This window comes from Pseudanabaena sp. lw0831, assembly GCF_016584665.1.
Lineage (GTDB): Bacteria > Cyanobacteriota > Cyanobacteriia > Pseudanabaenales > Pseudanabaenaceae > Pseudanabaena.
The window spans coordinates 67,861-85,978 of the sequence record NZ_BBJB01000048.1 but is presented as its reverse complement, the minus strand read 5'-3'; the positions used below and the strand labels follow the sequence as shown (position 1 = coordinate 85,978).

Sequence of the window (18,118 nt, the reverse complement as noted above, 5' to 3'; positions counted from 1 at the left end):
TTTATTTTTTGAATAGAATATCAGTTATATGACCTTTAAATAAATCAATTCCTAAGGCGGACTTAAGAAGATAGAGAATTAAAATTGTAACTGCACTAATTAGTAAACTCATGGCAATAATCAATAAAATTGCGGCAATTTTGTTGGCAAATTTAGCAAAGCCTTTAACTTCATATTGTCTATCTTGTTTACGCCTATCTTTGCCGATCATTAGCACAACAAAGTAGCGCATAAAAATAATATCAATCACAAATCTAAGATCGATTAACTTCGGTGCAGATTTAGGAATTGCTGTATGGATAACTGATTTTAGTTGCTCTCTCTCCACTTCATCTAATTTCTCCAAAACCTGTAAAGGGATTTGATGCATATAGTAATCTACGTCTCTTGAATTGTAGCTTCTAGGAGATTGGCTCACGTCTTTTCCTTGTATTTATTGTGGACTAATCCATTGATATAGATGCCAGCCAAGTGTCATCGCTCCCCATGTAAGTATAATTAATCCATAGATAGATTTACGCTTATCTAGTCCTAATTTATGCATTCTTGCTCTAGCAAATGCTAGTAAAAAAATCATACTAGTAGCTAGTATCCAACATGATAGTAACAATAAAGCGACAGTTTTAGCACTTATTTCTACTAAGATAAATGGCTTTGCCCATGCAAATACAGCACCCCAAATCCACAGAGAAATCCAAGCGATCGCTAAACTAATTGAAGATGCTCCTGTTTGCGCTAATCTTAAAGCAACTAAGTAGTTTCCGATCAAAATAAATTGATTTACATTGTAAGCGGCAAGTAGATAACCCCCAGCTATATATCCTATTAGCAAAAACATAAGATAAGCAATTGCACCATAAGGAATTGAGAGTAGTTTCATTATTTCAATCTCGGTTAAGAGAGTACGATTTTTGATCGCCTTTTGGACATTGTAGCAAGTAGGTTGGGGTTCATTCTTCAGCTCAATTTACGAGATCGCTGATCGCACGAGCCAAAAATCAACAACTAAAACCGCGATCGCATGTTGCCAATTTTAGAAATTCTAAATTACAGAAAGCAGTTTGGGTGGAGCGTCAGCTATCCCCAACAGTTTGTTTGGTGTACTTAATATCACTGTGGACTTTAGCTTTCGATAAACTGGCGCTTACATTACTTGCAGCGATAATGCTATTTTTTTTGCAACACCTGTAGATGCGCTACTTAAACTTTATCCCAGACATTAGGATTGTCAACATCTTCAGGGACTTGAGGTTTACCACCAGGCTTGTAGGTTGCTTTATTGGTGTCGTCAATAATATCGAAGATTGCTCCAACTTTGCTAGACCAATCATCTAAAGTTACATCCTGATCTATACCAAACATATCTCGTAACCCACGCAGTTCAAAAATAGGTGCTTCCTTTGGTGCTTTCTTAGTTTCTACTTGTTCAACTTGTTCAACTTGTTCAACTTGTTCAACTTGTTCTTGTGAACTATCTAAATTCAACTCGTCTACTAGGGCTTCCGAAGCAAGTTCTGCTTCATTCTCTAAAACTTGAACATCTGTTGAATCACCATAGGCTCCCATACCCTCAAAACGTTTGTCAGTCTCCTTGCTAAGTAGATCTTGGTTAGGCATATTTCTGAGCCACTCTTCTCGAGTGACATTGAGTTTATATCCCTGACCCTTTTCATCTCCTAGCAAAGCTTCTACACCCATTAAAGGCATTCCTAGTACTGCTTCTTGTTTTACATCTTTTAGCGATCGCTTCTTAGTCTCTGGGATCATCATAGTCTTAACATCTCGCTTATAGTCTCCAAATCCTTTGCCGGGCTTCCAATTTCGTTTGAATTTACCAGTTTCTTCTTTGTCAAAGGATGGAACCATTTTCTGAGCTATAGTCAAAATCATATCCACCCATTTGTCTATGTTCTTAGGTGTACTGAAAAAGCCATATTCTGGTACAAGTTGAAACATCTTAGTGAAAGATGTTCGTGCCATAATTGTAAAAGCTGATTTTGGATAGAACAGTGCTTGTTTGCGAGATCCTTGCTCTAAGTAGGACACAATTAGCGTCACTAATCCCATTAGCTCTTCACTAGGTGCTTCTTTCCCCAAGAATTTCTTTTTAAAATCTTTGTCATTCATTTCTTGAGTTAGCTTATCAACGTAACCTTGATAAGAGCTACCAACACCGTGTCTATACAAATCGGGAATTTTATCTAGTGAAACAGAAGGAGATGCCTGCATCTTTCCAGCAGAACTACCTGGGATAATAGTAATATTGTCTTCTCCACCAACTTGATCGGCTAAGATTGGTTCACCAAGTAATTGATGTACTGTACTCATAAATTTTAGAGATTTACGAGCATGTTCAACTGAAGTAATTGCTTCTTCCTTAGTATCATAAGGTTTAGTTACCACTTCAATAGCAGAAGCATCAGTTAGTCCGTCTTCACCTTCAATTTTATAACCTGGACCTCCGACAATCTTTTCTCCTTTAGTCAGCCTACTGTCATTATCACTATGATATGTATTCCAAGTGCCAAATTCAAACTCAAAGCCAATAGCACGTTGAATTTGCTGACGCTGAACTTGTCCCGTTTTTTGTTGTATTACATGGGTAAGTTCATGGGCGATCAGCTCCTGACCACCTCGACTACTTGGGTTATATGCCCCCTGCCGAAAAAATACGTCTTGTCCCGTTGTAAAAGCCTTTGCTTGAATTGATTTATTTAATTGGTCAGATTGCGAATCTGTATGCACTTTTACACCGCTAAAATCTGCCCCCATCGCTTGACCCATCTTTGATTGTAGATCAGCGTCTAGCGACTGACCGATACCCCTTGCACTTTGAATCGATGACTCTAAATCAGCTGATGCTTCTCCCCCACCAAGATTTCCACGTCTCTGCACCAAAGGTTTCATTTGCAATTCATCCTCTTCCTCCATTGATTCTCGTTGGACAGATTTATCCTGAGTTGGGGAATTTATCTGCTGAACAACTTTAGAGGCAGTAGCATCAGCTTCCTGCTCATACTTATCATTTGGCTCACCAATACTCAGCTTGGCTTGGATCGCCATACGCTTAGATTGAAGCGGCTTGATCAAGCAGTTCATTGGTTTTGCTTGGACTGGCGTATCAGACGATTCAGTACTGCGCTGATTAATTATTTTTTCGAGAAAATTTTCAGTGTATCCAGATGGTCGAAAGGTACCATCCTCAGCCAAATCCGTCTGAAGTGGCGCGAAGCCTCTAGTTTGTAAATATGTTGCTTTGGGTTGGACTAAAGTCGTGGGTTGGGAAGGCTTTTTTTCGTTATCGAAAGTACGCTTCATGTCACTAACCCCTAAATTTACTTACTGAGACACAGCATGAATTTGCATATTGCATATTCTCGCATAATCAAAAAAAATTAACGGCAATTTTGATTATTTATTGCCTCATCTTGCAGAGTCGTGTTACATAACTTCGCTTTTGTTAAATTTGTATTAATTAATGAAGCATTTTCGAGATAAGCATCAACTAAATTCACTTCGCCGAGATTAGCTCTTCCGAAAGAGTCGGTTGGGTGGAACATCAGCTATACCAAACAGTTAACCCAAAAGAGATCGCACTGTATATAAGTTTTGTTAGTGTTGGGTTTCATTCTTCGGCCCAACCCACGCTATAGGCGATCACACCAGCTAAAAATCAATAGCTAGAACTGCGATCGCGTAATTCACATTTTTTGAATTTGAGATTTTTGAGTATTGCGATCACATCAAAATCAATAACTGAAACTACAATCGCACTGAATATAAATTTCGTTGGTGTTGGGTTTCACTCCTCAACCCAACCTACGATATCGGCGATCACACTAAAAATCAATTTAGCTAGAACGATTAAGCATCTTCGCTGCAGAAATATCGCTCAACCCATCTTCAGGTATCTCTGTTAGTCGCGCCACTTGATAGTATGCATGTTCGATTGATAAAAAGCCCAACATACCATGCTTTGGTAAACGAACTCTAACCCATTCGCCATAGTCATAGCAATCCAAAGCTAAAATTGATTGCAACGCACTAAAAAACTCTCCTACATATACTGGTGGTTGAGAGGCAGTTTGTGGGCTTATCCCTAAGGATTCACTATTTCTTAGCGCACTAAAAAAATTTATTAGCCATGATGGAATATTTTCATCACGCTCCATGCCATTCTCTGTGAGAATGGTATGGATGTCTTCTAGAATTGGGGAGTCTGTCAAATCTTCATCCAATTCATGTTGTACGATCTGCCGTAAAAGTTGTTCAAAATCAGATTTCATTATTGTACCTTCTTGTTTCTATGCAGTGGCATTAAAGTCTATAGCATGTGCTCCTGGGTAAGCAGTTGTCATACACAGAATATTGCCAGTTCTTTCCTCTACCTTGAAGATCACCACAGCAGTGTCCATATCAGATTTTGTTACCTTATCAGTCCCACTATCATAAGTCCATGTGAATCCGCATTTCGCCAAATTGACATTTACAGTCCATTTCATCTTCCATTTATTAGCCGTTTTTTTGATTGATGGCCCCGTATGAGTCGCCTTTGCATTCACTACGGCTTTTTTCATCATAGCCTCTGAAGCCCATCCACTAGATGAATAAGTAGGCGCATTAGTTTTTGCTCTAGTCTCATGAGCTGATTCTGCCACACCAACACCATGTCTTTCCAAAGCATGTCCACCATCATCATCATAGGTACTGGGAGCCGTGGCATCAAAAGCACGTTGCACCATACATTGTGGAGATGGTGTTGCTGTCTTTGACCCATTTTGCTGAACTACATGAGTTAGCTCATGAGCAATCAACTCCTGTCCACCTCGACTACTTGGCTCATATGCCCCCTGCCGAAAGAATACATCTTGTCCAGTTGTAAAAGCTTTAGCCTGAATGGATTTATTTAATTGGTCAGATTGCGAATCTGTATGTACTTTCACACCGCTAAAGTCTGCTCCCATCGCCTCTCCCATCTTAGCTTGCAGACCAGCATCTAGCGACTGACCGCTACCCCGCGCACTCTGAATCGATGACTCTAAATCAGTTGATGCTTCACCTCCACCAAGATTTTCTCTTCTCTGCACCAAAGACTTCATTTGCAATTCTTCATCCTCTTCTTCCATCGACTCTTGTCGTTGGATTGTAGAGATTGGTTTCATTTGCAATTCTTCATCCTCTTCTTCCATCGACTCTTGCCGTTGGACAGATTGCTCCTGCGTTGGTGAGTTAATTTGTTGCACCACCATTGCTGCCGTATTATCAGCCTCTTTCTCGTACTTGTCGTTGGGTTCGCCAATACTCAATTTAGCTTGGATCGCCATACGCTGAGATGCGATCGCCTTCAATCGTTTCTGTGGTTTTGCTTGGATTGGCGTATCAGACGATTCAGTACTGCGCTGATTAATTATTTTTTCGAGAAAATTTTCAGTGTATCCAGATGGTCGAGGTGGAACGTCTTCATCCAAATCCGTCTGTAGTGGCGTGAAGCCTCTAGTTTGTAAAAATGAAGCCATGGGTTTGACTGAAGCCGTGGATTGAGAAGGCTTTTTTTCGTTATCGTAAGTACGCGACATGTCACTACCCCCTAAATTTACTTACTGAGACACAGCATGTATTTGATATTGTATATTCTCGCACAATTGAAAAATTTAATAACAATTCTGATTATTTATTGCCACATCTTGCAGCGTCTTGTTACATAACTTTGCATTTGTTAAATTTGTGTTGATTAATGAAGCATTTTCGAGATACTCCCTTCTCACAGTAAGAATTGGCTTTACAAAGTAGACTTCATCGGAAATAAAGAGGAGACAAGACACAAGACACAAGCATATTTCCCGATTGTTACTCTGAAGTTAAGCAACCTTCCCTTGTCTCATCGTAACTTTAAAGCAATGGCAGCGCGAGGTAATATTGAAGAAGGATTACGCATACTAGATAAATTAGATTCACAAAACAAATAAAAGTAATGAAAGTATGGAAGAACAGCAAAATTTTCTTTACGAATACACTAAGTTTTGCTTAGAGCAAGCTCAGCATGGAGTCGATACTCTGGGAACAAAGCTCTCAGGGGTCATGGAAATTAGTGCTTTGTTATTGTTGGGTCTGCGCGTTACTTCCACCTTTCAGATCTACGTCAAGCCAGAGCAGGCAAATCTGTACTTTGTCTATTTGAGTCTCAAACTTTCGGCATGTGTGGCTCTAGCGATCGCGATCGCCTTTGCGGTACTTGGGCTATATCCACGCAAAGTCTCGACCACAGGGCTTTCTCCTGAAGTATTGATGCAAAAAAATGAAAGCTTGCAAACTGCGATTACGACAACATGGATGCAGCAAATTGAAGATCTCCAAACTTATAAAACTGAACGAACAGTTTTTTTGCGGAAAGCGATGATCTCATTAGGAATTGGGATTGCGATCGCTTCTCTTGCGACTACCGATGCTTTTATGATGGCGATTACCGCTAAGCAATAAACCCAGAGAGAAGCGGCGCTTCTCCCTGGGTTTATACTTTTAGAAATTGCAATGCTAACCCAATCAAGAAATTAGAAAACTATGCAAAACCATAATTTTCAAAAGACCATCAAACGTAGTAAATTGAGGTTATGGGTAGGGCGATATTTCTACATTCTTAAGCGTCGATTTGAGTGGATTTTCTCTGATATAAAATTTGCCACAGAGATTCTGACCGATCGCTTACCTGCGCAAATATTTACCCATCAATCGGTTCTACTGCGTCAGTTAAAAGATGTGGAAATGTGGCTGCAATATAACAAAGTTACCAACTTGCGTCTAGCGATCGCACAAATGGATGGATTGGTGATTCAGCCCAATCAAGTCTTTTCTTTTTGGTATTTAGTAGGCAATCCAACCAAGCACAGAGGATTTGAATTGGGGATGGTTTTAGATAATGGTAAAGTTCGCACTGGTTATGGTGGGGGATTGTGCCAATTAGGAAATTTAATTTATTGGATGACTTTACATTCTCCTCTATCGATCAAAGAACGTTGGCGGCATAGTTATGATGTTTTTCCTGATGTTAATCGGACATTGCCTTTTGGAAGTGGTGCAACATTGTCGTATAACTATATCGATCTGCAAATTGAGAACAAAACAAATCATAAATACCAGCTTTGTTTGTGGCTAACTGAAGAGCATTTATGTGGAGAGATCCGTTCTGATACTGAAAGTCTCTATAGGTACGAAATAATCGAAAAGAACCACCTGATTACTGGTCCGATCGCAGGACGATACATGCGGCAAAATCAGCTTTTTCGACAAATCTATGACTTAAATACAAACCAGCTCTTAAATGAAGAGTTTGTTACGGAGAATTTCGCTTTAATGATGTATTCTCCACTCTTGAGTGCGGGGAAATAACAAACCAAGAAATTTTTTGAAAGTTTTGCAAAGCAAAACTTTCAAAAAATTTCTTGGTTTGGGTTTGAGCGTAAATTGCTTTAGGACTCAGCAATTTGTTGACGCGATCGCACTAACATTCCATGCTTCGGTGCAAAAATCATTGCCGTTAGAAATAATAAGGTTTGCAAAACGACGATGCAGCCGCCCGTAGAGCCGTCAATGTGATAACTGATGTAAGTTCCCATCACGCTGGAAAACATCCCTGATGCCATCGCAATCAACATCATGTGGTCAAAGCGATCGCTTAATAAATAAGCAGTTGCCCCTGGGGTGACCAACATAGCTACGACGAGAATAATCCCTACTGTCTGAAGTCCTGCAACAGCAGTGAGTGATAACAAAGATAGGAGAACGTAATAAAGAAACGTGGTATTTAAACCGATGGAACGAGCATGGGTAACATCAAAGCAAAATAGGACTAAATCTTTGCGTAAAAGTGCAAGGGTTATTAAGGTAATGACGCTAATGATTACGGTTTGGAGAATATCGCTATCGCCGATTCCGAGGACATTGCCAAAGAGAATATGCCCTAAATCGACTGTGCTTTTAACTTTGGAAACTAACACAATCCCGAAGGCAAATAGTCCCGTGAATACCAATCCAATTACCGTATCTTCTTTAATGCGTGTATTAGATTTGATAAATCCGATCGCCATGACTGAACCCACGCCAAACACAAACGCGCCGATCGCAAAGGGAATATTCATCACATAGGCAAGTACCACGCCTGGGAGTACAGCATGGGAAACGGCATCTCCCATGAGCGCCCATCCCTTGAGGATCATAAAACAAGATAGCGCCGAACAGACAACACCGACCAAGGCACTCACCCAGATCGCTTTGACCATAAACCCATACTGTAAGGGTGCTATAAACCAATTCACTATTTCCATTCCGATTATTCCTGCTAAACTACCCAATTTTGTGAGGTTGCGCCCCGCAGGTGCGCAACCTCACAAAATTGGGTTTGTAATTATTTTTGAACGCGATAAATCGATAACCGAACCGCCAAAAGTGCGTGAAAGATTTTCTTCGGTAAATACTTCTGAAGTCTCACCATAGGCAAGAATTGTGCGATTGATGAGGACTACTTGATCGCAAAATGTGGTGATCGAATCTAAGTCATGGGTGGAAATTAAAATCGTATAACCTGCGTCGCGGAGTTCCATGAGCAGATTGATCATTATCTTCTCGGTCTTGACATCAACTCCTGCAAATGGTTCATCTAGTAACAATACTTTGGCTTGCTGGGCTAAAGCGCGTGCAAAAAATGTGCGTTTCTTTTGACCGCCTGATAGCTCACCGATTTGCCGATCGCGCATTTCCCACATTTCGACTCGCTCCAAGCTATCACGCACAGCATGTTTATCTTGAGAATTCGGAATACGCAGGAAGTTCATGTAGCCATAACGTCCCATCATCACTACATCATGGACACTCACAGGGAAATTCCAATCTACTTCTTCTGTTTGTGGTACATAGGCAACTAGATTATTCTTTTGGACGAGGCGGATCGGTAATCCATTAATTAATACCCTTCCACTTACAGGTTTCACAAAGCCCATCACCGCTTTAAATAGTGTGGACTTACCTGCGCCATTCATCCCGACTAAGCCGCAGATTGTACCTGCTTTGAGTTGGAGTGATGCGCTATGCAAGGCAACTTTGCCATGATAGGCGACGGTTACATTCTCAATGTCAATGCTAAATGTATTCATAATTGTTTTCTAAAGAATCTTTCATCATCTAGACATGAGTCGGACTTAACCCCCTTTAATTCCCCCTTGCCAAGGGGGAAAACTAGAAATCTAGTTCCCTCCCCTTTGCAAGGGGAGGGTTAGGGTGGGGTAAAGTTTAAATCAGAAATCAACTTATTTGACCTGCAAACCTTTGATTAAAGTATTGACGTTATATTCCAGTAGTTTGAGATATGTCGGGGTGAGTCCATCGGGAGGAGATAGAGAATCCACATAAAAGACACCTCCATACTTTGCTCCAGTTTCTTTTACTACCTGTTGCATCGCTTTATCACTGACTGTACTTTCACAAAATACGGTCGGAATCTTGTTGGCTTTCACTGCTTCTATTACTTTCTCTACTTGCTTAGGAGTGGCTTGCTGCTCGGCATTTACTGGCCAAATATAAACTTCCTTCAATCCGTAATCACGGGCAAGATAGGAGAATGCACCTTCACAACTGACGATGTAGCGCTTGTCTAGAGGAATGGTCGATATAGTTTGTTTGAGCTTGGCATCGATCTCTTGAATTTGTTGGCTATAGGCTTTTGCATTAGCGTCATAGGTTGCGGTATTGACGGGATCGGCTTTACTCAGAGCTTTGCGAATATTTTCGACATAGATCAATGCATTTTGGGGCGACATCCAAGCATGAGGATTGGGCTTACCTTGATAGGAGTCTTCGGCGATGTTGATGGGTTGAATGCCTTCGCTCAAGGTTAGGCGATCGACTTTAGGAAAACTGTTATAAAAGCGCTCAGCCCAGCGTTCCAAGTTCATCCCATTGTCAAGAATTAGATCGGCTGATTGACCGCGACGGAGGTCACTGGGTGTAGGCTCGTAGCCATGAATCTCAGCGCCTACCTTCGTAATCGACTCAACGATCGCTTTATCACCTGCGACGTTTTGCGTCATGTCGGCAAGCACTGTAAACGTGGTCAGGATCACTTTTTTGTCTTTGCGATCCGATCTAATTGGGGAATTGGAGATATTGCTAGTTTGTGGCGAGGTAGTCGGGAAGTTACATCCACTCAGACTAACTGCAAACACAAGACTAGTAAGGATAGTTTGATAGCTTTTCAGGGACATCAAACTTTTAATGCAACTGAGTTTAGGCTCCATGATTATTTTTCATAATCGTTTCATTTTTTAAAATATAGCATATAAAGGCGAAAAATGAAACGATTATGAAAAGAAGCGCAGAGGGCTAAACCTTTATGGTCTTGCGGCAATTAAATTACTATCTCACCATACGCAGAGTGAAGATCTGCGCTCATCACCTAACCCCTTCTCCTGCAGGAGAAGGAGAGCAAGACCGTATTATTTTCTTATTCCCCTCTCCTGCGGGAGCTACCGTGTACACACAAGTCAATTTGTCTTCGTTTCGATTTATATAAGCCCCCTAAATCCCCCAATTCTGGGGGACTTTGAAAGACAGTTCTTTTCTTGTTCCCCCAGAATTGGGGGCTAGGGGGCGATTAATTGTTGACTTAGCTAGGTTTTATGACTTGTGTGTACATCGTAGCCTGCGGAAGAGGGGCTAGGGGTGAGGGTTTGGCAAACTTCTGCGTAAGGTTCGTTATTATTATTTCTAAAGATGGAATTTGCAGCGGTTTTGCTAGTATGAAAATACACTATAAAATCTCAGGGAACTAGTAATGTCCGATGCTGCATCGAATTCAGACAAAGAGACTAGTTTATCTGATTTAACGATCGCATCTGAGCAAACGCTGACAGAATGCTCAGCAATCGTTGCAATCGGCGCATCAGCAGGCGGATTAGAAGTATTTGTGCAAATTCTCAGAGGGTTACCAGCGGATACTGGGCTGGGCTTTGTGCTGCTTCAGCATTTAGCTCCGCAACATGATAGCCAGTTAAGTGAGATCTTACGGCGTTCGACAAAGATGCCAGTCAATGAAGCGCGGGAAGGCATGAGAATTATGCCAAATTCGGTGTACGTGATTCCGCCGAATATTTCGATGACTCTGGAGCAGGGCATCTTGAGGCTCGAACCGCGTCAGCGAGTCAAGGGAAAATATATGGTGATCGATGAATTTTTTAGTTCCCTTGCTGCCGATCTCGGGGATCGGGCGATCGCGGTGATTTTATCGGGGAGCAATGAAGATGGTACAGCAGGTATCGGCGCAATTAAGGCGGCAGGGGGAATCACCTTCGCTCAAGAGCTTGCCTCAGCAGACTTCCCTACCATGCCAATGATTGCAATCGCATCGGGCTTTGTGGATTTTGTGTTGTCACCTGCGGAGATTGCCGCTGAACTGGTAAATATTAGCCTTGGTACAAATGTCCATGATGAAGCAATAAATACTGCCATTACGCTTTATGAACCTGACGATCAATCGGCGTTAGTTTTTACAGAAACGGGAGAAGGTATCGCAGCTTTATCAACTATTTTTGGACTATTGCAGAAAGCGAAAGGAGCCGATTTTCGCCATTACAAGAAAGGGACAATCAGTCGAAGGATGATGCGGCGAATGGGTTTGCTGAATCTGCAAAAAGTAGAAGACTATGCCTTCTATTTGCAAGAGCATCCTAGTGAAATTGAAAAACTATACAATGACATTTTGATTAATGTGACTAGTTTCTTTCGCGACCCCGAATCTTTTAAATCGCTACAGGAATTAGTATTTCCCATTATTTGTGAAAATAAATCGCAGTCTTTACCAATTCGGATTTGGGTGGCCGGCTGTGCAACGGGTGAAGAAGTTTATTCGATCGCGATTAGTTTATTAGAATTTCTAGATGATTATCCGATCAAGCCTGCCATTCAGATCTTTGCTACGGATATTAGCGAACAGGCGATCGAAACCGCAAGGGCTGGAGTTTATCATCATAATTTGCTAATTGATGTCTCTCCAGAGAGGTTGCGGCGCTTTTTTACACCCACAGATGGGGGCTATCAGATTAGCAAATTGGTTAGGGAATTATGTATATTTGCGCGACAAAATTTGACTAGCGATCCGCCATTCTCGAGGCTAGATCTGATTAGCTGCCGCAATATGCTGATTTATCTGGAACCAGTGCTGCAAAAAAAGGTGATGCCAATTTTTCACTACGCACTTAATGCCAATGGATTTTTGATGTTGGGAAGTTCTGAAGGAATTGGCAATGCGGGAGATTTGTTTGAGATCGTTGACAAAAAGAATCGCATTTATAAGGGTAAAATCACATCATCAAGGATGAATTTTAACTTCGTCAAAAGCAACCAGATGCGTGAGATTGTAAATCGGGAACCCCGCAATGAAAACACTGCGGAAACAAACTTGGAACAGCTAGCCGATCAGGTGATATTAAGTCGGTATGCGCCTGCGGGCGTGATCATTAACTCCGATCTGGAGATTTTGCAGTTTCGAGGGCAGACTAGCCCTTATTTAGAGCCATCTCCTGGTAAGGCGAGCCTAAATTTGCTCAAGATGGCTCGTTTAGAATTGCGCCTAGATTTGAGATCGGCGATTTATAATGCCAGAGATCAAGACTTGCCGATCGCTAAAGATGGCATTGAGATGTCGAAGGGGCTGCTCGTCAAGTTGGATGTGATTCCTTTAAGAGCCAATGGCGATCAATGCTTTTTAGTGCTATTTGAGAGCCGTCCAGCGCAAATATTGCTGCCACCTGCCGCCGCAAGCATACTCGCTAAGCCCCGCAAAGAGCGATCGACTAAGACGGATATAGAAGTGGTGCGGCTCACTCATGAGTTAGAAAAAACCAAAGAATATTTGCGATCGATCATTGACACTCAAGAAGCGAATAACCAAGATCTCAAGGTTGCTGGTGAAGAAATCTTATCAAGTAATGAGGAATTACAAAGCACCAATGAGGAATTGGAAACTGCTAAAGAAGAAATTCAAGCCACTAATGAAGAGTTAGGCACGATTAATGATGAATTACGCAGCCGCAATATCCAGTTGCATCAAGTCAACAACGATATGCAAAATCTGCTCAGCAGTGTGAATATCCCAATTTTGATGTTGTCAGGCGATTTGCGAATTAGACGTTTTACACCAATGGCGGAGCAGGCTTTTAACCTGATTCCTAGTGATGTAGGACGACCCTTTAGCGACATTCAGATTAACCTTGATGTTCTCCATATCAGAAGCTTGGTAACATCGGTAATTGATACGCTGATTCCCTATGAACAGGCCGTACAAGATCATTCAGGAAATTGGTTTAGCTTGAGAATTCGTCCCTATCGAACTACTGACAATCATATTGATGGAGTGGTGATTAGTTTATTTGATATCGATCTGCTTAAACGCAATGAGATCGAGTTAGAAGCAGCACGCAATTATGCCACAGCGATCATTGAGACTTTACATCAGCCCTTGATAGTGCTAAATGCCGATCTACAAGTGATTACGGCAAATCGCGCCTTTTATAATATCTTCCAAATGCATCCTCACCAAACTGAGCAGCAGTCGATTTTTGCACTAGGGGATGGAGATTGGGATATTCCTAAACTGCGATCGCTACTAAATGACATTCTCATGTTGGATATTTCTGCCCAAGATTATGAACTTACTCAGGACTTTGTTCGTCTGGGTCGGCGCACGATGTTGATCAATGCTTGTCGGATTGAGCAAGGTAATATCGGGCGGATGATTTTGATTGCGATCGAAGATATCACTGAACGCAATCTCCAAAAGCAGCAAATGGTTGTCAAAAATCAAGAATTGTCGGAAGCAATGACTGCTTATGAACGAGCAAATCAAGCTAAGAGCGTATTTTTGGGTAATATGAGCCATGAATTACGCACTCCTCTCAATGCAATCATGGGCTTTTCCAAAATTCTCCTAGATCATCCGCATCTAGATGCGGAATCTCAGGAATATCCAAGAATCATTTTGCAGTCTAGTGAACATTTGCTTTCACTAATTGAAGATCTGCTCGATATCTCTAGAATCGAAGCCAACAAAATAGAAATCGAGCCAAATCTTTTGTTTATATCTAATTTCTTGGAAGTCACAGTCGCGATGGTTTATTTCAAGGCTATGGAGAAAAAACTCACCTTGACAACGCAGTTTGCACCCAATCTTCCTAAAACTATCTATGCAGACGAAAAACGCTTAAGACAAGTCTTGCTCAATATACTTAGCAATGCGATCAAGTTCACCTCCACTGGGGCGATTACTTTTTCAGTTACGAAATCTCCGGATCAACTAATTCAGTTTGCGATCGCCGATACAGGTACAGGCATGACCGCCGCCGAAATTGGAAAGATATTCTTACCCTTTGAGCAAGCTGGCAAAGCTGAAACGAGAACTAAAGGTGCTGGTTTAGGCTTAGCGATTAGCCAAAATCTAGTCCAAAAAATGGGCGGTGAAATCAAGGTCGTCAGCGAAGTCAATGTGGGCAGTACCTTTAGCTTTGAGTTGGACTTAGCAGGAAATCACCCGCAAGCCCTGATCGAGCAAGCACCCAAAGCGATCGCCCTACTATCACCAACAGATGAAAATGCGATCGAAGAAGCTGCGATCGCGGTTCAGGAAAAAGTAACATCAACCAAGCCATTAAGCATTCTGATAGCCGAGGATGTGGACTATAATCAGATGCTGTTAAAGGTACTCTTGGAGAACTTAGGACACGATGCTGACATCGCTAACAATGGATTAGAGGCGATAACCATGCTACGGGAGAAACCCTACGATGTAATTTTGATGGATATCCAAATGCCTGTACTAGATGGAATCGAAGCCACCAAAAGAATTATTGCTGAATGGGATCAGGACTCTCGCCCCTACATCATTGTGGTGTCTGCGAATGCAGCCCCAGAAGATCAAAAACAATATGCCGCCGCAGGTATGGATGCATATATCAGTAAGCCCATCGACTTTGATCTGTTAGAAAAAGCTTTATTGCGTGCCGCAGAAAGTCATATTGAAAGAGGGTTTGGAGACCAAACCCCTACATTTTTTGTATAGGTAGGGGCTTGGTCTCCAAGCCCAAATCTTAATTAATATTCTTCCCCATTTTTAAGGGAGATTGAGGGGGATCTCTTAGTGCTTTTGACCTGTAACAGTTGTGCGACCCGAAAAGCTGATGCGATCGCACCTTCATGTAATCCATCACCAAGATAGGCTCCCGCATAGTAAGTATTATTTTCACCATTAGTTGCTACCACTTCATCGCGATATCGAAAAGATTCAGTGGTATAAAATGGAGTGTGATGCTTTTGGATATGAATGTAGCGATCGCGAGCAATCAACTCCTCTAATTGATAGGATAGGAAATAACGCTCTGGCGACGAGATATCACAAAGCTGATTTAGGCAACTGTTATAGCCCCAGCGACTATCAGTTTGAAAGAAATCAAATTCTGATGCGTATTTAATCCCATAGCGATCGTACATAGAATTATCCCTATGAACAATACTATCTATATGATTAGCTTGCCAATGGGAAAACCGTTTAGTTTCATTCTCAGTTGGGTCAGCTAACAGCGTCATCACCTGATCTGGAGGCGTAGCAAATACGACCTTATCAAATTCCTGAACTTTGCCTGTGGATCGCACAATTTTGACAGCATTCTCACTTCTAGAAATATGGTCAATCTCCACATTTAGTAAAATCTCCCCCGTGAATTTTGCCAAGATTTTTTCAATATAGGAATACACGCCACCTTTAACCCTGACCCATTTGACCGCAACATCGTCACGTAAAACAGGCATCGCTAATTCTGCTGGAAAATCATCAATCGCTTCCAATGGCATGGAGTAGCTATACATGACTAATAGCTTTAACCAAGTATTGCGAGTGCAAGGACGTTTCAAATAATATGAAAGAGGATGATCGTAGAAATCTTTAATATCCGCAAATTTCATTCTCAGCCATAGTCCTGCGGAGCGGGCATAAAGCGTATCAAGACGTAAATATTCGATGAAACGACGGATACCAGTAAAATTCTTCTGAATTGTGACTCCTGATAAATAGTGGCTGCCATTTTTAAAATACATCGCGGAACCGACATTGACAGGTTCTAGCTCTACTCCTAGTTCTTGCATAAGTGAGATGAAGCTATGGAATACCGTAGGGAATTCAATCACGCCACATTCTAGAATCTCTTGGCAATCGGATTGGTTCGGCTGCACATTTTTGTTTAATGTCCGAATATGTCCGCCTAAACTAGGTTGTCGCTCAAACACCGTGACTTGATGCCCCTGTTTATCGAGTAGGTAGGCTGTGACCATGCCACTAGCTCCACCCCCAATGATAGCGATTTTCATGATTGACCTCCACCTAAAATTACATCACCAGATAATCTTTGATATAACAACGCACCTGTCCAAATGGTGGGCGCAAAGCCTGGATAGCCAGAAGAGGCATTACAAAAATAGAAATGATTGAGTGAAGTTTCGTGATTCAGCCTTCCCAGCCCCATATTGCGCGGGGTTAAGCTAGAGCCATAGGAATTACCATTGGGACACCAGCAGAAACGCTCGTTAGTTGTGGGGCTGCCTGTAATATGGAAAACCATATGTTTTCTAAAATTTGGTACATATTTTGCTTCCACAACATCGAGAATCGAATCGAGAATCTCCTGTTTTCGATGGTTGTAAGTCTTGCGATCGCTCTTCTCTAACTTCTTAAAGTAGTCATAATTTGCCACGGTGAGAAATTCCACAATTTGGCAGTCCTCTGGGCTATCTTGACTTGCTTCTGTAAGCAAAGTAGGCGTGGTGATCGCAAAACTTGGATTAGAGTAGTCATAGCGATCGTACATCTGCGCAAAGGCTTCATTGAGATTTTGATGTCCTGTATGAAAGAGATTCCATTTGCCAAAGCCATAGTCTCGAAGGTCGAGATCTTTAACGACGCAGTAAGCCATATAGTTAGACACCGAATATTCATAGTCGAGTTTTCGGCGTACTGTTTTAGAAAATTGCGACTCGCCGATCATCTTCGCGGCTTTTTTGGGGTCAATATTACAAATTACCGTATCGCCTATAAACTCATGGGTTTCATGGCTAATGAGATTCATCGCCTGAACGCCCATAACCGTTCTATCGATAACTTTAAAACTGGTAACTTCATAATTGAGCAGTACTTTTCCACCATTAGATTCGATCACCTTCACTAATGAGTTAATCACATGCTCAAAATGCTGAGTTGGGTAATAGGCTCCTGCTTGATAACCTCGGAATAGCACTACCCACGCATAGAAAGAGAGTTGATTGGGCGGCAATAAAAAATCTGGCCATTGCAGCGCTAATAGCGTTTGGGCAGCTTGGGGCAGTTGAAATTTGTCAAATACATCCTGAAGCGTACTATTGAGATATTGAACTGTAGAAATCACCTCAATTGGATGTTTTAATAATTCCATCGGGTTGATGGGCGGAGACAGTTTTTTTAAGCCGTGACCAGTTTTTTCCACTGCATTGACGAATTGGCGAAGGCGATCGCTAGCTGCTGGAAAGAGAGCAGACAATCGCTGAATTAGTTCCTCTGGATCTGAGGGAATATCAACGGCATAGTCTGGCATCCGCATATGGTCAAAGCCTTTGGGATCGTAACGTTCAAAGGTGACTTCCTGCTCTAGACCCAGCTTTTTTAGTACTCGATTCACAGTTTGGTCTTCACCACAGTCCCAGACATAGTGAAATTGAGCGTTAAACTTATATTTTTTTGCCATCGTAAACGTATGCCCAAATCCACCAGGATGCTCGTGAGCTTCGAGGATTTGGACTGTCTTGCCTGAATGTGCCATCAAAGCACCAAAGGTCAATGCCGACAAACCACTACCAACTATCAAGTAATCCGTTGCCATATAAATAGTTCCTTGACTATGGTTGAAACTTACGCAGCCCTGCACTCAAGTGCGGGCTAAAAGCTCAAACCCGTTGAAACGGGTTAATTAACTGATGTTACGTGGAACAAAAATCATATTGAAAGTGGGCTTGGAGACCAAGCCCACTATACAAAAAATGTAGGGGCTTGGTCTCCAAG

General features: G+C 41.8%; 14 protein-coding genes. 3 read left to right on the top strand and 11 right to left on the bottom strand.

Annotated features, from left to right (window positions below):
* Position 1: 1 nt before the first annotated feature.
* The 6 genes from APA_RS08655 to APA_RS25135 form a co-directional block, all read right to left on the bottom strand.
* A complete protein-coding gene (locus tag APA_RS08655) occupies positions 2-370 on the bottom strand; it encodes a hypothetical protein (protein WP_236579465.1) in 369 nt (122 codons plus the stop codon).
* A gap of 63 nt (positions 371-433) precedes the next feature.
* Positions 434-880, bottom strand: coding sequence for a hypothetical protein (locus tag APA_RS08650; protein WP_201321887.1), 447 nt, complete (start codon positions 878-880; stop codon positions 434-436).
* A 320-nt stretch (positions 881-1,200) separates the two neighbouring features.
* The gene (locus tag APA_RS08645) at positions 1,201-3,318 is read right to left on the bottom strand and encodes a DUF4157 domain-containing protein (RefSeq protein ID WP_236579464.1); all 2,118 of its coding nucleotides are present in this window, start codon (positions 3,316-3,318) and stop codon (positions 1,201-1,203) included.
* A gap of 77 nt (positions 3,319-3,395) precedes the next feature.
* The gene (locus tag APA_RS08640) at positions 3,396-3,560 is read right to left on the bottom strand and encodes a pentapeptide repeat-containing protein (protein WP_201321886.1); all 165 of its coding nucleotides are present in this window, start codon (positions 3,558-3,560) and stop codon (positions 3,396-3,398) included.
* A 291-nt stretch (positions 3,561-3,851) separates the two neighbouring features.
* Entirely contained in the window at positions 3,852-4,286 is a 435-nt protein-coding gene (locus tag APA_RS08635; RefSeq protein ID WP_201321885.1) for a hypothetical protein, read from the bottom strand.
* An 18-nt stretch (positions 4,287-4,304) separates the two neighbouring features.
* A complete protein-coding gene (locus APA_RS25135) occupies positions 4,305-5,576 on the bottom strand; it encodes a DUF4157 domain-containing protein (RefSeq protein WP_236579463.1) in 1,272 nt (423 codons plus the stop codon).
* A 403-nt stretch (positions 5,577-5,979) separates the two neighbouring features.
* Between APA_RS25135 and APA_RS08625 the strand changes: the two genes are divergently transcribed.
* Positions 5,980-6,477, top strand: coding sequence for a hypothetical protein (locus APA_RS08625; protein ID WP_201321884.1), 498 nt, complete (start codon positions 5,980-5,982; stop codon positions 6,475-6,477).
* An 81-nt stretch (positions 6,478-6,558) separates the two neighbouring features.
* Complete coding sequence (locus tag APA_RS08620) at positions 6,559-7,383, top strand: VanW family protein (RefSeq protein WP_201321883.1); 825 nt, start codon at positions 6,559-6,561, stop codon at positions 7,381-7,383.
* An 80-nt stretch (positions 7,384-7,463) separates the two neighbouring features.
* On the opposite strand, the gene APA_RS08615 is transcribed toward APA_RS08620, so the two are convergent.
* From APA_RS08615 to APA_RS08605, 3 genes are all read right to left on the bottom strand, one after another.
* Positions 7,464-8,318, bottom strand: a complete 855-nt coding sequence (locus APA_RS08615) for a metal ABC transporter permease (protein WP_201321882.1) — start codon at positions 8,316-8,318, stop codon at positions 7,464-7,466.
* A gap of 60 nt (positions 8,319-8,378) precedes the next feature.
* On the bottom strand, positions 8,379-9,143 hold the full coding sequence (locus APA_RS08610; RefSeq protein WP_201321881.1) for a metal ABC transporter ATP-binding protein: 765 nt from the start codon (positions 9,141-9,143) through the stop codon (positions 8,379-8,381).
* Positions 9,144-9,296: 153 nt separating this feature from the next.
* Positions 9,297-10,283 (bottom strand): metal ABC transporter substrate-binding protein, encoded by a 987-nt coding sequence (locus tag APA_RS08605; RefSeq protein ID WP_236579462.1) that lies wholly within the window; start codon positions 10,281-10,283, stop codon positions 9,297-9,299.
* A gap of 536 nt (positions 10,284-10,819) precedes the next feature.
* Here APA_RS08605 and APA_RS08600 point away from each other — a divergent pair.
* Positions 10,820-15,097: a chemotaxis protein CheB gene (locus APA_RS08600; protein WP_201321880.1), complete on the top strand. Its 4,278-nt coding sequence runs from the start codon at positions 10,820-10,822 to the stop codon at positions 15,095-15,097.
* A gap of 32 nt (positions 15,098-15,129) precedes the next feature.
* Here APA_RS08600 and APA_RS08595 read toward each other — a convergent pair whose 3' ends face one another.
* Positions 15,130-16,398 (bottom strand): FAD-dependent oxidoreductase, encoded by a 1,269-nt coding sequence (locus tag APA_RS08595; protein ID WP_201321879.1) that lies wholly within the window; start codon positions 16,396-16,398, stop codon positions 15,130-15,132.
* Positions 16,395-17,939 carry an NAD(P)/FAD-dependent oxidoreductase gene (locus tag APA_RS08590; protein WP_201321878.1) on the bottom strand — a complete coding sequence of 515 codons (1,545 nt, stop codon included), beginning with the start codon at positions 17,937-17,939 and terminating at the stop codon, positions 16,395-16,397. The genes APA_RS08595 and APA_RS08590 overlap by 4 nt, the downstream gene beginning before the upstream one ends.
* Positions 17,940-18,118 lie beyond the last annotated feature (179 nt).

What these genes read in the sequence shown, in the direction of transcription:
- APA_RS25135 (WP_236579463.1), bottom strand. Translation starts at nt 5,576, where the DNA reads ATGTCGCGTACTTACGATAACGAAAAAAAGCCTTCTCAATCCACGGCT.
- APA_RS08645 (WP_236579464.1), bottom strand. Translation starts at nt 3,318, where the DNA reads ATGAAGCGTACTTTCGATAACGAAAAAAAGCCTTCCCAACCCACGACT.
- APA_RS08600 (WP_201321880.1), top strand. Translation starts at nt 10,820, where the DNA reads ATGTCCGATGCTGCATCGAATTCAGACAAAGAGACTAGTTTATCTGAT.
- APA_RS08605 (WP_236579462.1), bottom strand. Translation starts at nt 10,283, where the DNA reads ATGGAGCCTAAACTCAGTTGCATTAAAAGTTTGATGTCCCTGAAAAGC.
- APA_RS08590 (WP_201321878.1), bottom strand. Translation starts at nt 17,939, where the DNA reads ATGGCAACGGATTACTTGATAGTTGGTAGTGGTTTGTCGGCATTGACC.
- APA_RS08625 (WP_201321884.1), top strand. Translation starts at nt 5,980, where the DNA reads ATGGAAGAACAGCAAAATTTTCTTTACGAATACACTAAGTTTTGCTTA.
- APA_RS08595 (WP_201321879.1), bottom strand. Translation starts at nt 16,398, where the DNA reads ATGAAAATCGCTATCATTGGGGGTGGAGCTAGTGGCATGGTCACAGCC.
- APA_RS08615 (WP_201321882.1), bottom strand. Translation starts at nt 8,318, where the DNA reads ATGGAAATAGTGAATTGGTTTATAGCACCCTTACAGTATGGGTTTATG.
- APA_RS08610 (WP_201321881.1), bottom strand. Translation starts at nt 9,143, where the DNA reads ATGAATACATTTAGCATTGACATTGAGAATGTAACCGTCGCCTATCAT.
- APA_RS08650 (WP_201321887.1), bottom strand. Translation starts at nt 880, where the DNA reads ATGAAACTACTCTCAATTCCTTATGGTGCAATTGCTTATCTTATGTTT.
- APA_RS08655 (WP_236579465.1), bottom strand. Translation starts at nt 370, where the DNA reads ATGCATCAAATCCCTTTACAGGTTTTGGAGAAATTAGATGAAGTGGAG.
- APA_RS08640 (WP_201321886.1), bottom strand. Translation starts at nt 3,560, where the DNA reads ATGTTCCACCCAACCGACTCTTTCGGAAGAGCTAATCTCGGCGAAGTG.
- APA_RS08635 (WP_201321885.1), bottom strand. Translation starts at nt 4,286, where the DNA reads ATGAAATCTGATTTTGAACAACTTTTACGGCAGATCGTACAACATGAA.
- APA_RS08620 (WP_201321883.1), top strand. Translation starts at nt 6,559, where the DNA reads ATGCAAAACCATAATTTTCAAAAGACCATCAAACGTAGTAAATTGAGG.